Raw genomic sequence first — 13,765 nt, forward strand, 5'->3', positions numbered from 1 at the left:
GCGTGGGTGACGATGCTGCAAGAACAGCACAACCCTCACGCAAGGAGACAAGCCAGATGCCAGCCTTCAATACCGTCCTGATCGACAAGGACCCGCAGCACCCGCGCATCGCGCGCCTCGTACTCAACCGGCCCGAGAAGCTCAACGCCATCGGCGAGACCACGCCTTCGGAGATTCGACGCGCGGTCGAATGGGCCGAAGCCGATGACGAAGTGCATGTGATCGTGGTCGAAGGCGCAGGCCGCGCCTTCTGCGCCGGCTACGACCTCGGCGACTATGCCGAAGGCCATGGCCGCGAGGGGCAGGGCGACCACCCCTGCCGGCAAGAGAAAACGCCGTGGGATCCGATGCTCGACTACGCCGCCATGAAGCGCAACACCGACGACTTCATGGCCCTGTGGCGCAGCCGCAAACCCACCATCGCCAAGGTGCACGGCTATGCGGTTGCGGGCGGCAGCGATATCGCGCTGTGCTGCGACCTGCTGACCATGGCCGACGATGCGCGCATCGGCTACATGCCCACGCGCGTGTGGGGCTGCCCGACCACCGCGATGTGGACCTATCGCCTCGGTGCCATGCGCGCCAAGCAGCTCATGTTCACGGGCGACACCATTGCCGGCACGCAGGCGGCCGATTGGGGTCTCGCCAATTTCTCGGTGCCCGCCGATCAGCTCGACGACGCCACGCTGAAGCTCGCACTGCGCATCGCGGGCGTGCCGCGTTCGCACTTGATGATGCACAAGCTGGTCGTCAACCAGGTCTGGCACTCGATGGGGTTGGAGCAGAGCCAGATGTTCGCCACCGTGTTCGACGGCATCACGCGGCACAACCCAGAGGGGATGTGGTTCAGGCGCCAGGCGGAGGCCGAAGGCTTCAAGAGCGCGGTGCAGTGGCGCGACAGCGGCCGGCCGATTCCCGAGGGCGACGAAGCCCGCGCACGCATTGCCGAGCTCGAAGCGAAGCTGGCAGCGCGCGGCTGATCCGGCACGGGCGGGCGCCGTTGCGCGCCGATGGCCCTTTGTCGCGTGGTGCATGTCACGCGACCGACACCTCCCCCTTCGATGATCCGGCGCGCCTGCCGCCAACCTGCTTGGCAGCCAAAGGCAGGCGTATTTACATCGATAGAAACAAATAGGGGGAATTTCAATGCAGTTGTTAACTTTTTCCAGGACCACTCTGGCGGCTTGTGCCTGCGCGTTCATGGCGGCATGCGGTGGTGGTAGTGGCGGCGGCATGCCTGCGCTACCCGATGCGCCGGCGTCACCGCCGGCGGCGCCTCCTGCGCCGGCCCCGGCTCCAGCGCCAGTAGAGGCGGCACCCGTGCTCGTCATCGGTCATCGCGGCGCTTCGGCGCAGCGGCCTGAACACACGCTGGCCTCGTACCAGCAGGCCATCGACGACGGAGCTGACTTCATCGAACCCGACCTGGTGCCCACCAAGGACGGCGAACTGGTCGCCCGCCACGAGAACGCCATTGCCATCGTCGACGCAGCCGGCACCGTGATCGAGGCCACCACCAACGTGGCCGACGTGCCGAAGTTCGCCGGCCGCAAGGCCACCAAGGTCATCGATGGCATCTCGATCACAGGCTGGTTCACCGAGGACTTCACGCTGGCCGAACTCAAGGAGCTGAAGGCCCGCGAGCGCATTCCGAAGCTGCGCCCGGCCAACGTGTCGTACAACGACCAGTTCCAGGTGCCCACGCTCGACGAAGTGATCCAGCTCGCCAAGGCGCAGTCGGTGGCCAAGGGCCGCGTGATCGGCATCTACCCCGAGACCAAGCACCCGACCTACTTCCGCTCGATAGGCCTGCCGCTCGAGAAGAAGCTGCTCGACACGCTGCAGAAGCACGACCTGAACAAGGCTGATGCGCCGGTGTTCGTGCAGTCTTTCGAGACCGGCAACCTGAAGGACATCCGCCTGAAGAGCACGGTGAAGATAGTCCAGCTTATCGACGGGCAGGGGGCGCCTTACGACCTTGTGGCCCTGAGCGACAAGCGCACGTATGCCGATCTTGTGAAGCCCGAGGGCCTGGCCGAGATCGCAGCTTATGCGCAGGGCGTCGGCACGGCCAAGGCACGCGTGATCCCGGTGGTCGACGGCAAGCTCGGCACGCCGACCACGCTCGTGAAGGACGCGCACGACAAGAAGCTGCTGGTCCACGTCTGGACGATCCGCCCCGAGAACAACTTCCTGCCGGACAGCCTCAAGAGAGCGCCGAAGGCCGACCCGATCATGCAAGGCGACACCGCCGGGGAAATCAAGGCGTTCCTCGACGCCGGCATCGACGGCCTCTTCGCCGACAGCCCCGTCACGGCGGTGCCGGTAGTCAAGGCGTATCGGGCGGCGCGGTCGAGGTAGCAGCGCGCAAGAGGCGGTGGTCGGCGCTCAGTCCTTGCGGCGGGTGACGACCACCGTCGCTTCGAGTCCCTCGTAGGCCTCGGCGTCGCCGTACCAACTGCCCGAGATCGGCGCTGCCTGCGCCGGGTCGCGCGTGACGCCGACACGGATCAACTGGCCGCTGCCCATGAGGTTGTTTGTCGGGTCGAAGGCCAGCCAGCCGATGCCGGGCAGATAGGCCTGCAGCCAGGCGTGCGTGGTGCCGGCGCCGGTCATCGATTCGCCCTTGGTCTGGGCGGCGTTGTCGAGCGCGGCGTCGTAGAGATAGCCGGAGACGAAGCGGGTGGCAATGCCAAGGCGCCGCGCGGCTTCCATCATCAGCAGGGCGTAGTCGCGGCAGCTGCCGCTGCCGAGCGCCAGCGTGACGAGCGGCGTTTGCGTGCCTTCCTCGTCGCGCGCCTTGTATTCGAGGCTCTGGCCGATGTGCGCGTTCATGCGCGTGAGCACCTCTCGCGTGCTGTTGGGCTTGTCGGTGTGCAGGAACTGGTGGGCCCAGCGGATCAGCGTGCCCTGGTTGTCGTCGTCGTGGTGCGGGCGCAGGTAGTGCTCGAGGTCGAGGCGCTCCTGCACCGAATAGGCGAAGGGCAAGAATTCGGCGGCGGGGTCGAGCGCCAGCTGGTCCTGCTGCGCCGGCACGTGCTCGATGGTGAAAGAGCAGACGATGCGCAACTCTGTCGCCTCGCCCATGGGCTGCACCAGCGCCACGGAGTTGGAGTGCGGGTCTTGAATGAGCCGGGTGAAGGCCTGCGGGCTCACCTGCAGGTCGGTGGCCAGCACGCGCAGGTCGTGGCTGTCGCGCGGACGGAACATCACGCGGTGCAGGCCGAAGGTGACCGGCTTGTTGTAGCGATAGACGGTGGTGTGCTTGATGTCGTACTGGATGGCCATGCGGTGCATTCTCAGCGTTCGCGTGGCAAAACGGTGGATTGGCGTGAGCACATGCCGCAGAATCGGCGCCCGTCCGGGCTCTGCCCGGGTCCATTCGGGTTCATTCACCCAGGAGATTCCGGCTCGCCATGTACTCCGCCACCTTCATCTTCGCCAAGAAGCAGTTCGACGATGAGTTCCACCGTCTCGACCAGACCATCGCCGCGGCCGCGAAGTCGCTGCCCGGCTACCTGGGCGAGGAAACATGGGAGAACACGGGCAACGGGCTGGTGTCGAACGTCTACTACTGGGACTCGCTCGACAGCCTGCAGGCGTTGATCCGCCACCCCGTGCACCAGCAGGCCAAGGCGGCGCAGGCGCACTGGCTCGACGGGTACAAGGTGGTGATCTCCGAGGTGCTGCGCACCTATGGGGACAGCCGTATCGATCACCTGCTGGCGCCTTCGGGGCAGGGCGCCGCTTAGCCCATGCCCGAATCGTTCGGTCTCGTTCAAGTGCTGGGCGGGCTGGCGATCGGCATCTTTTCGGGTGCGATGGCCGGGCTGCTCGGTGTGAGCCCCGGCGGGGCGCTGGTGCCCGCGCTGGCGTTGATGCCCGGGCTGGGGCAGCATGATGCGCAGGCCATTTCGCTCGCAGCGCAGCTGGTGCCGACCAGCCTGGCGGGGTTTCTGCGCTACCGGGTGTCGGGGCATGGGGCCTCGTGGCGTACGGTGGTCTGGATCTCGCTCGGGTTTCTGGCTGGGGCTTATGCGGGCGCGCGTGGAGCGAGTCATGTGGCCGATGCGGCGCTGCGGTGGATGTTCGTGGGGTATCTGCTGGTGCTGGCGACGCTGGTCGTGCTGAAGTCGCCTGCGAAGACTGCGGGCGTCGATGCGGCGCAGGCCGATGAGCCGCGCGGGGCAGTCGTCGCGCTGGTGGTCGTTGGCATGGTCGCGGGTGCATCGTCGGGGTTGCTGGGCATCGGCGGCGGGCTGGCCATCACGGCGTTGCTGACGGTGGCGCTGCATTACTCGCAGCATCGGGCGCAAGCGGTGAGCCTCGCGATCAATGCGCTGCCGCTGGCGTTGCCGGCGGTGCTTGTCTATGCCAGCGTCGCCAGCGGGCTGCCCTGGGTGCTGCTGGGCTTTGTCGTGCTGGGGCTGTGGATCGGCACGGCGGCCGGGGCGCGGCTGGCGACCCGGCTGGAGGAGCAGGCGCTGCGCAAGTACTTCTTCGTGCTGGTGATCTGCATGGCGCTGCTGATGGCCTGGCGGGCATCGGGCGCGGGCTGATATTCAGAGCCGCTGCGTGCTGAGTGCCTTGGCCAGCGTGGCGGGCAGGGGCAGCGGCTCGGCGTGCCACTGCGCTGCCAGCAGTTCTGCGCACAGCGCGGCAAAGCTCAGCCCGCGCGAGCCCAGCGCGGTGCAGGCCCAGAGGCCGCCTGCATCGGCGTCGAGCGGGCCGACCAGCGGTCGCCGGTCGCCCGAGGCGCAGCGGATGCCGACCCAGGCATTGACCTGGCCGTGCGCGAACGAAGCGGCCAGCGCGGAGGCCGCGGCAGGATGCAGCCGCGCAAGGCGCTCGCGGTTGGCTTCGCTGTCCGTCTCGGTGGGGGCGAGGTCCGTGCTGTCGCGGTCGAAGGTCGCGCCGGCCAGCCAGATCGGGGTGCCCTCGGCGTCGGGCACGTGAGCGACCAGATGGCCGTCGCCGTTGATCGGCGTCGCGGGGAGGGCGGCACCGTCGGGCATCGGGCCCCAGGCGACTTGGCCGCGCACCGGCTGCAACGGAAGCGAGGGCGCGAAATGGCCCGACTCGAAGCCAGCGGCGATCACCACGCGGTCGGCTTCGGCCAGCACGTCTCCGGCGCGGTCGTACAACTGCCAGGCGCCGTCGCTGTGCATCACACGCGCCACGCGGCACCCACCACGAAACTCGACACCCGGCTGCCGCAGCCACGCGGCGATCAACCGGTGCGGCCGCACCCAGGCGGCGCGTGCGTGCCAGAGGGCGGGCGCATCGCCCGGCAGTCTGACAGCCGCCAATTGCCCGGCGCTCGCGGGCCACGATTCGTTGGGGCCGCTTTCGCTCCAGCCAGCCGGCACGCGCGTGTCGCCATCGGGCCGGCGCTCCAGCACGCCGCTGGCGCGCCAGTCGCGGCCTTCTTCCAGCAATCGTGTCAGTTCGGCCCACGTGGCGCGGATGCCGGCTCGCGTGAGCCGCGACAGCAGCGCATCATCGGGCGACACATGTGGCGCGAGCATGCCCACCGGCAGCCCAGACGCACCGGAGGCGGGCCAGTCGGCAGCATCCAGCACGGTGACCTGCCATCCGCGCCGCGCAAGGCTCGCTGCCACGGCCGCGCCCGCAAGCCCGGCGCCGATGACGGCGCAGCGGCCCGGCGTGTCGATGCGCTCGGGCACGGGGCCACGGCGGCGCACCGTCCAGGCGGGCGCGAACACGCCGCGCAGGCAATCGCGCTTGGGTGGCAGGCCCTGGTCTTTTTCGACCGAGAACCCGAACTGCTTGAGCGCGTCGCGCACCGCCCGCGCAATCGTCCAGGTGGCGATGCGCGTGCCTTGCCGCGCAAAGCGCGACACGGCCTTGAGCGTGTCTTCCGACCACATGGCAGGGTTCTGCTGCGGGCTGAAGCCATCGAGAAAGATGCTGTCGGCCTCGAAGCGCTGGGCGCGCAACATTGGCTGCACGTCGCCGATGCAGAGGGTGAGCAGCACGCGGCCTTCGTCGAAGGCCAGCCGGTGGAAGCCCGGCAGCAGCCCGTGCCACTGCGCGGCCAGTTCGCGGGCGAGGGAGGCCAGTTCGGGATACGCCCCGGCCGCACGCAGCAGGTCTTCAGCCGAAACCGGGTGCGCCTCGATAGAGACGAAGTGCAGCATCCGTGGCCGCCCGGCGTCCGCGCGCCAGGCTTGCCAGGTTGTCAGGAAATTGAGGCCAAGCCCGAATCCGGTTTCGAGAATCAGCCATTGCGACTGTCCGATCCAGGCCTCGGGCAGCCCGCAGCCACCCAGAAACACATGGCGCGACTGCGCCAGTGCTCCGGTTTCGGTGTGATAGATGTCGTCGAAGCGCTCGCTGCGGGGGACGCCGTCGGCGCGCCATGTAACAGGCTCACCCCCAGGCTTCGCGCACTTCGTGTCGCTTCGCCAACCCCCTTCGAGGGGGCAACACCTGCAGCCCGGCAAAGCCGGTTCTGCGGTGTTCCCCGAAGAAGAGGTAGGCGGCAATCGCGGTGGCGACCGTTAGGAGGCCGAGGGGGGGACGTAGCCCTGGGCCACGTCGGCGCCTTCGCCGAAGAAGTGCTTTTCCATCTGCCGCGCCAGGTACTGGCGGGCGCGCAGATCGGCCAGATTCAGCCGGTTTTCATTGACCAGCATGGTCTGCTGCTTGAGCCAGGCGGCCCAGGCTTCCTTGCTGACGTTTTCCCAGAGGCGCTTGCCCAGCTCGCCTGGGTAGGGCGGGAAGTCGAGCCCTTCGGCCTCTTTGCCGAGCTTGATGCACTGAACCATGCGTGCCATTTCGATTGCCTTTGAACGGGAAAAGTGGGGAAAGCGGTTGCTTAGTTGATTTGGCTATTTAGAACTGAAAACTTGGTCGTTCCAGTTTCTATATGTCGTATTGAGAATACGCAGCTTCATTGATATGCCTTTTCAGAGCAAGACACCATGAGCCTCCGCCGCGACTTTATCAAGCTTTCCCTGGGTGCCGGCGTGGCCGGTGCCATGGCCCTGTCGGCGTTGCCGACGTTTGCCCAGGGCGGCGCAGCCCCGGTGACACTGCTGAACGTGTCCTATGACCCGACGCGCGAGCTGTACGTGGACTACAACCAGGCCTTCGCCAAGTACTGGAAGGCCAAGACTGGCCAGGACGTGACGGTCAAGCAGTCGCATGGCGGCTCGGGCAAGCAGGCCCGCTCGATCATCGACGGCATCGACGCCGACGTAGCCACGCTGGCGCTGGGCGGCGACGTCGACGCGCTCGTCACGCATGGCGGCCTCGTCAAGGCCGACTGGCAGAAGCGCCTGCCGCACAACTCCGCTCCCTACACCTCGACCATCGTGTTCCTGGTGAAGAAGGGCAACCCCAAGGGCCTGAAGGACTGGGACGACCTGATCAAGCCCGGCGTGCAGGTGATCACCCCCAACCCCAAGACCTCGGGCGGCGCCCGCTGGAACTACCTGGCCGCGTGGGAATTCGCCAAGCGCAAGTACGGCGGCGATGCCAAGGCCAAGGAATACATCGGCAACCTGTTCAAGAACGTGCCCGTGCTCGACACCGGCGCGCGCGGCTCGACCATCACCTTCGTGCAACGCGGCGTGGGCGACGTGCTGCTGGCCTGGGAGAACGAAGCCTTCCTGGCGCTGAAGGAATTCGGCCCCGAGAAGTTCGAGATCGTGGTGCCCTCCATCTCCATCCTGGCCGAGCCCAGCGTGGCTGTGGTCGACAAGGTCGTCGACAAGAAGGGTACGCGCGCCGTGGCCGAGGAATACCTGAAGTACCTGTACTCGGACGAAGGCCAGGACATCGCGGGCCGCAACTTCTACCGCCCGACGTCTGACAAGGCGAAGGCCAAGTACGACAAGCAGTTCCCCAAGCTGACGCTGGTGACCATCGACCAGGCCTTCGGCGGCTGGGCGAAGGCCGACAAGGAGCATTTCGCAGACGGCGGCTCCTTCGACCAGATCTACACGACGAAGCAGAAGTAACTCGACCCGCGACCGAGCCGGTCCCGCATGGCGCCCGTTCCGCGAGCGTCATGACCCGGTTCGCCTCGACATCTCCGAAGAAAACAGAAAGTCTCCCGTGTCCGTTCTCCTGATTGCCGGCAGCCCCACGGCCCCGTCCCGCTCCACCGCCTTGCTCGACTCGGTGGGCGAGCGGCTGGCCCAGCGCCATGCGCGGATCGAGCGGCTTGCCATCCGCGAGCTGCCGGCGCAGGCGCTGCTGCTGGCCGAGTGGAACAACCCGGCCATCGAGCGTGCCATTGCCCAGGTGGCGGCGGCCCGTGTGATCGTGGTGGCCACGCCGGTCTACAAGGCGGCCTACAGCGGCCTGCTCAAGGTCTTTCTGGACCTGCTCTCGCAGAATGCTTTGAAGGGCAAGACGGTGCTGCCGCTGGCCACCGGCGGCAGCCCGCACCACATGCTCGCGCTCGACTACGCATTGCGCCCCGTGCTGCAGTCGCTGTCGGCGCGCCACATCCTGCCGGGCGTGTACGCCAGCGAATCGCAGATTGCGCTGACGCCCGAGAACGCCTACCAGGTGCACAACGACCTGGCCGAGCGACTCAACGAGGCCGTCGAGGTGCTGGCCACCGAAGGCCTGAAGCTGCCGGCAACCCACGGCTTCGAGCCGGTGCCGTTTTCTCGCGTGCGATGTAGCGTCTGAAAGCACGGGCTCGTCGCGAGCCCGGCTTGTCCAGACCTCATCTCTCTCATTCCCGTTCTTGAAAGCCGCCTGCGCGCGGTGCGGGACAGCTTTTGCCTGAAGTTTTTGCAGACCAAGGAATCCACGCATGACCCCCGTTGCCACCGAAGACTCCGTGCTCGACACCTCGCCGCGCTCCCTCTGGCACGCGCTGGGCGATCTTGCCGTGAGCGTCATCGTCGTCAGCGCCATTGCGCTGATCGTGAGTTTCATTGCCGCCGCCTGACCGCGCGGCACATCCATACCCAAGCATTGCCATGACATTGATTTCCGCACCCCGACGTCGCCTGATCCAGGGCGTTGCTGCCGCCATTGCGCTGCCTTCTTTTGCTGCGCTGGCACAGGCGCCCGCACGCCAGCTCCGCATCGGCAACCAGAAGGGGCCGCTGAGCGTCCTCAAGGGCCGCGGCACGCTCGAGAAGCGACTCGCACCACTCGGCGTGACCGTGAAGTGGACCGAGTTCACCGCCGGCCCCGTGCAGCTCGAAGCACTGAACGTCGGCTCCATCGACTTCGGCGACGTGGGCGAGGCGCCGCCCATCTTCGCGCAGGCAGCCGGTGCGCCGCTGGCCTATGTGGCCGCGACGGTGCCGCGTCCGCGGGCGGAAGCGGTGATCGTGCCCAAGGGTTCGGCCATCAAGACCGTGGCCGATCTGAAGGGCAAGAAGATCGCGCTCAACAAGGGCTCGAACGTTCATTACCTCATCGTCAAGCTGGCCGAGAAGCACGGGCTGCCGTACACCGACCTGAACCTGGTCTACCTGCCGCCGGCCGATGCGCGCGCCGCCTTCGAGAAGGGCTCGGTCGACGCCTGGGTCATCTGGGACCCGTTCCTCGCCGCAGCCGAGAAGTCGCTCGAAGCGCGCGTGCTGGCCGACGCCACCGGCGTGGTCGGCAACCGTGGCTACTACTTCTCGTCGCTCGACTACGTGGCGAAGAACGCCGACGTGCTGGCCATCGCGGTCGAAGAGATCAACAAGATCGACGTCTGGGGCGCAGCCAACAAGGGTGACTACGCGGCCGAACTGGCCACGCTCTGGGGCCTGCCGAAGCCGGTGGCCGATTTGTCGGTGGGCCGGGTGGACTACGGCACTACACCCATCACCAAGGCCATCCTGGCCGAGCAGCAGCAGATTGCCGACACCTTCTTCGCACTGAAGCTGATCCCGAAAAAGATCAACCTGCTCGAAGCCGCCGGCGCGGGGATTGCGTGATGCAGATCTTCTGGTTCCTCCCCACGCACGGCGACAGCCGCTACCTCGGCACGAGCGAGGGCGCACGCCCCATCGACCTGGCTTACCTGCAGCAGATTGCCGGCGCGGCCGACAACCTCGGCTACGAAGGCGTGCTCATTCCGACGGGCCGCTCGTGTGAAGACCCGTGGGTCATCGCGTCGAGCCTGATCGGTGCGACGAAGAAGCTCAAGTTCCTGGTGGCGGTGCGCCCCGGCCTGCACCAGCCCAGCCTGGCCGCGCGCATGGCCGCGACCTTCGACCGGCTCTCCGGCGGGCGCTTGCTCGTGAACCTAGTGACGGGCGGCGACCAGGCCGAGCTCGAAGGCGACGGCGTGTACCTCGACCATGCGGCGCGCTACGAGCAGTCGGCCGAGTTCATCCGCATCTGGCGCGAGATCATTGCGCGCAGCCACGACGGGCAGGCTTTCGACTTCGAAGGCAAGCACCTGAGCGTGAAGGGTGCGAAGCTGCTTTACCCGCCGGTGCAGAGGCCGTATCCGCCCGTGTGGTTCGGCGGCTCGTCGGCCGCCGCGCACGAGCTTGCCGCGGAGCAGGTCGATGCGTACCTCACCTGGGGTGAGCCGCCCGCGGAAGTTGCGAAGAAGATTGCCGACGTGCGCGCCCGCGCCGAGCGGCAGGGCCGCAAGGTCGAGTTCGGCATCCGCCTGCATGTGATCGTGCGCGAGACCGAAGACGCCGCCTGGAAGGCCGCCGAAGAACTGATCAGCCGCGTGGACGACGAGACCGTCATCCGCGCGCAGGCTGCGTTTGCGCGCATGGATTCCGAAGGCCAGCGCCGCATGGCCGCGCTGCATGCTGGCGGCGCCAAGCGCTCGCGCGCCGAGCTTGAGATTGCGCCGAACCTCTGGGCTGGTGTGGGCCTCGTGCGTGGCGGTGCTGGCACCGCATTGGTCGGTGACCCGAAGACCGTTGCTGCGCGCATCGAGGAATACGCGGCGCTCGGGCTCGACAAATTCATTCTTTCGGGCTACCCGCATCTCGAAGAGGCCTACCGCTTCGCCGAACTGGTGTTCCCGCTGCTCTCGCGCAAGGCGCAGACGCGCCTGGCAGGCGGTTCGCTCAGCGGGCCCTTCGGCGAGGTCGTCGCCAATCTCGATGCGCCATCCAGGCTCGTCTCCCAAAGCTGAAGGACCGCCATGACCGAACAAGTTCAGGAGCTGCCGGCCGTGGCACCCACCGAGAACACTGGCAACGCATTCAGGAGCTTCGCTGCCAACGTCGCCGGGCGGCTGGTGCCGTGGCTCGTGCCGGTCGGGCTCATCGTCTTCTGGCAGATCGCGTCGTCGCTGGGCTGGCTCAGCACGCGCGTGCTGCCGGCGCCGGTCGACGTGGTCAAGGCTGCATGGAACCTCACGGTGTCGGGCGAGCTGTGGACGCACGTGAAGGTCAGCGCGGGCCGCGCGCTCGCGGGGCTGGCCATCGGCGGCGGGGCGGGGCTTGCGCTCGGCCTGCTCACGGGCTCGGTGAAGTTCGCCGAGACGCTGCTCGACTCCACCATCCAGATGGTGCGCAACATCCCTGCGCTGGCGCTGATTCCGCTGGTGATCCTGTGGTTCGGCATCGACGAATCGGCCAAGCTGTTCTTGATTTCGGTGTCGGTGTTCTTCCCGATCTACCTGAACACCTTCCACGGCATCCGCAACGTCGATCCGCAACTGATCGAGATGGGGCGCACCTACGGCCTGTCGCGCTGGCAGCTGTACCGCGAGGTGATCCTGCCGGGCGCGCTGTCGTCGATCCTCGTGGGCCTGCGCTTCTCGCTGGGCCTGATGTGGGTGATCCTGATCGTGGCGGAGACCATCTCGGCGCAGGCCGGCATCGGCTACCTCACGATGAACGCCCGCGAGTTCCTGCAGACCGACATCGTGCTCGTGGGCATCCTGCTGTACGCGCTGCTCGGCAAGCTGGCCGACCTGTTCGCGCGCGGGCTGGAGCAGTGGTGGCTGCGGTGGCATCCTGGCTACCAGAAGAAGGCGAAGTGAGGGCAGGGGCATGACGCAATTCCATGTTTCCCGTCGCACCGTCATCGCCACGCTGGGCGCGTTCGGCGCCGGTGTGGTGCTTGCACAGGGCGTGGCCGCGCGGCCCGCGACCGTGCGGCTCGGCTACCAGAAATCGTCGACGCTGATCGCCGTGCTCAAGGCACAAGGCGCGCTCGAAAAGCAGCTCGCGCCGCTCAACGTCACGCTGAGCTGGCACGAGTTCACCAGCGGCCTGCCGCTGCTGGAGGCGCTGAACCTCGACAACCTGGACATCAGCGCCGACGTGGCCGACACCGTACCGGTGTTCGCGCAAGCCGCCGGAGCAGACCTGACCTTCATTGCGCAGGAAGCACCGTCGCCGGCCGCACAGGCCATCGTGGTGCGCGAAGACTCGCCGATCAAGACCGTGGCCGACCTGAAGGGCAAGAAGATCGGCTTCGCGAAAGCCGCTGGCGCGCACTACCTGCTGATCGCCGCGCTCGACAAGGCCGGCCTGTCGTTCAAGGACATCGAGCCCGCCTACCTCACGCCCGCCGATGGCCGCGCCGCCTTCGAGAAGGGCGCCATCGACGCATGGGTGGTGTGGGACCCGTTCCTCGCCGCCGCACAGCGCCAGTCGAAGGTACGCGTGTTGGCCGACGGTGCGGGCATCGCTTCGTACCAGCGCTACTACCTCGCGAGCACCAAGTTCGCGAAGGCCCGGCCCGACGTGCTGCGCGTGGTCTACGCCGAGCTCGAGAAGACCGGCAAGTGGGTCAAGCAGAACCCGAAGGACGCGGCCGCGCTGCTGTCGCCCGTATGGGGCCTGGACGCCGCAACCATCGAGCAGGCCAACAGCCGCCGCAGCTATGCCGTGCGTCCGGTGGTGGCCGAGGCCCTGACCGAGCAGCAGCGCATCGCCGATGCCTTCTTCAAGGAAAAGCTGCTCCCCCGAAAAATCGATGCGCTGAACGTGGCGCTGTTCAAACCCGGAGCCTGAAGCCCATGAGTGCCGTCCTGAAAGACATCCAACCCCAGGCCATCGCTGGCGGCGTGCGCCTCGAAGCGCGCGGCCTGCACAAGCGCTACGGTGCGCGCGAAGTGCTGCGCAACACGCGCCTGACCATCGAGCCGGGCCAGTTCATCGCCATCGTCGGGCGCAGCGGCTGCGGCAAGAGCACGCTGCTGCGGCTCATCGCGGGGCTGGAGGAGCCGAGCGCCGGTGGCCTCTACACCGACGGCAAGGCCGTGCATGGCCTGCACGACGACACCCGCATCATGTTCCAGGAGGCGCGCTTGCTGCCGTGGCGGCGCGTGCTCGACAACGTGACGCTGGGCCTGCCCAACGATGCCAAGGCGCGCGGCAAGGAAGTGCTGGCGCAAGTCGGCCTGGCCGACCGCGAGAACGAATGGCCGGCGCGCCTGTCGGGCGGCCAGCGGCAGCGCGTGGCACTGGCCCGCGCGCTGGTGCATCACCCGCGCTTGCTGCTGCTCGACGAGCCGCTGGGGGCGCTCGATGCGCTGACGCGCATCGAGATGCACCGCCTCATCGAGAACCTGTGGCAGCGCCACCGCTTCACCGCTTTGCTGGTGACGCATGACGTGCAGGAAGCCGTGGCGCTGGCCGACCGCGTGATCCTCATCGAAGACGGCCGCATCGCGCTCGACGAGAACATCGCGCTGGCCCGCCCGCGCTCGCAGGGCGACCCGGCCTTTGCGGCCATTGAAAAACGAATCCTCGACAGGGTGCTGCAGAAGCCGGAAGACACCGCGCCAGAGAGCACCGACGCAAGCTGGCTCAGCACCCCCGCGCATGCATTGCGCTGGGCGATCTGAGCT

At 67.4% G+C, this 13,765-nt stretch carries 15 protein-coding genes; 12 read left to right on the top strand and 3 right to left on the bottom strand.

The window, feature by feature from the left end; all coding sequences use genetic code 11:
- Window positions 1-56 precede the first annotated feature (56 nt).
- Together ACTG4X_RS16535 and ACTG4X_RS16540 are read left to right on the top strand one after the other, a co-directional pair.
- The gene (locus ACTG4X_RS16535) at window positions 57-980 is read left to right on the top strand and encodes a crotonase/enoyl-CoA hydratase family protein (protein WP_440534316.1); all 924 of its coding nucleotides are present in this window, start codon (window positions 57-59) and stop codon (window positions 978-980) included.
- A gap of 166 nt (window positions 981-1,146) precedes the next feature.
- The gene (locus ACTG4X_RS16540) at window positions 1,147-2,361 is read left to right on the top strand and encodes a glycerophosphodiester phosphodiesterase (protein WP_373559387.1); all 1,215 of its coding nucleotides are present in this window, start codon (window positions 1,147-1,149) and stop codon (window positions 2,359-2,361) included.
- Window positions 2,362-2,388: 27 nt separating this feature from the next.
- Here ACTG4X_RS16540 and ACTG4X_RS16545 read toward each other — a convergent pair whose 3' ends face one another.
- Window positions 2,389-3,288 carry a transglutaminase family protein gene (locus ACTG4X_RS16545; RefSeq protein WP_256216665.1) on the bottom strand — a complete coding sequence of 300 codons (900 nt, stop codon included), beginning with the start codon at window positions 3,286-3,288 and terminating at the stop codon, window positions 2,389-2,391.
- A gap of 128 nt (window positions 3,289-3,416) precedes the next feature.
- Between ACTG4X_RS16545 and ACTG4X_RS16550 the strand changes: the two genes are divergently transcribed.
- A complete protein-coding gene (locus tag ACTG4X_RS16550; protein WP_440534317.1) occupies window positions 3,417-3,752 on the top strand; it encodes an antibiotic biosynthesis monooxygenase in 336 nt (111 codons plus the stop codon).
- A gap of 3 nt (window positions 3,753-3,755) precedes the next feature.
- Window positions 3,756-4,559, top strand: a complete 804-nt coding sequence (locus ACTG4X_RS16555; RefSeq protein WP_440534318.1) for a sulfite exporter TauE/SafE family protein — start codon at window positions 3,756-3,758, stop codon at window positions 4,557-4,559.
- 3 nt (window positions 4,560-4,562) lie between these two features.
- Here ACTG4X_RS16555 and mnmC read toward each other — a convergent pair whose 3' ends face one another.
- Window positions 4,563-6,341, bottom strand: a complete 1,779-nt coding sequence (gene mnmC, locus ACTG4X_RS16560; protein WP_440534396.1) for an FAD-dependent 5-carboxymethylaminomethyl-2-thiouridine(34) oxidoreductase MnmC — start codon at window positions 6,339-6,341, stop codon at window positions 4,563-4,565.
- A gap of 183 nt (window positions 6,342-6,524) precedes the next feature.
- Window positions 6,525-6,800, bottom strand: a complete 276-nt coding sequence (locus tag ACTG4X_RS16565; protein WP_093173971.1) for an oxidative damage protection protein — start codon at window positions 6,798-6,800, stop codon at window positions 6,525-6,527.
- Window positions 6,801-6,947: 147 nt separating this feature from the next.
- Here ACTG4X_RS16565 and ACTG4X_RS16570 point away from each other — a divergent pair, with 147 nt between their 5' ends.
- From ACTG4X_RS16570 to ACTG4X_RS16605, 8 genes are all read left to right on the top strand, one after another.
- Window positions 6,948-7,988: a sulfate ABC transporter substrate-binding protein gene (locus ACTG4X_RS16570; protein ID WP_093173969.1), complete on the top strand. Its 1,041-nt coding sequence runs from the start codon at window positions 6,948-6,950 to the stop codon at window positions 7,986-7,988.
- 97 nt (window positions 7,989-8,085) lie between these two features.
- Entirely contained in the window at window positions 8,086-8,670 is a 585-nt protein-coding gene (gene ssuE / locus ACTG4X_RS16575; protein WP_093054572.1) for an NADPH-dependent FMN reductase, read from the top strand.
- A 127-nt stretch (window positions 8,671-8,797) separates the two neighbouring features.
- A complete protein-coding gene (locus ACTG4X_RS16580) occupies window positions 8,798-8,935 on the top strand; it encodes a hypothetical protein (protein ID WP_177142297.1) in 138 nt (45 codons plus the stop codon).
- A 31-nt stretch (window positions 8,936-8,966) separates the two neighbouring features.
- Entirely contained in the window at window positions 8,967-9,923 is a 957-nt protein-coding gene (locus tag ACTG4X_RS16585; RefSeq protein WP_093173967.1) for a sulfonate ABC transporter substrate-binding protein, read from the top strand.
- Window positions 9,923-11,092 carry an FMNH2-dependent alkanesulfonate monooxygenase gene (gene ssuD / locus ACTG4X_RS16590; RefSeq protein ID WP_440534319.1) on the top strand — a complete coding sequence of 390 codons (1,170 nt, stop codon included), beginning with the start codon at window positions 9,923-9,925 and terminating at the stop codon, window positions 11,090-11,092. The genes ACTG4X_RS16585 and ssuD overlap by 1 nt, the downstream gene beginning before the upstream one ends.
- A gap of 9 nt (window positions 11,093-11,101) precedes the next feature.
- Window positions 11,102-11,947, top strand: coding sequence for an aliphatic sulfonate ABC transporter permease SsuC (ssuC, locus tag ACTG4X_RS16595; protein ID WP_093054578.1), 846 nt, complete (start codon window positions 11,102-11,104; stop codon window positions 11,945-11,947).
- A gap of 10 nt (window positions 11,948-11,957) precedes the next feature.
- Window positions 11,958-12,926 (top strand): aliphatic sulfonate ABC transporter substrate-binding protein, encoded by a 969-nt coding sequence (locus ACTG4X_RS16600; protein ID WP_440534320.1) that lies wholly within the window; start codon window positions 11,958-11,960, stop codon window positions 12,924-12,926.
- Window positions 12,927-12,931: 5 nt separating this feature from the next.
- Complete coding sequence (locus ACTG4X_RS16605) at window positions 12,932-13,762, top strand: ATP-binding cassette domain-containing protein (protein WP_093074723.1); 831 nt, start codon at window positions 12,932-12,934, stop codon at window positions 13,760-13,762.
- The last annotated feature ends 3 nt before the right edge of the window (window positions 13,763-13,765 follow it).

Source organism: Variovorax sp. YR566 (assembly GCF_051992195.1).
Lineage (GTDB): Bacteria > Pseudomonadota > Gammaproteobacteria > Burkholderiales > Burkholderiaceae_C > Variovorax.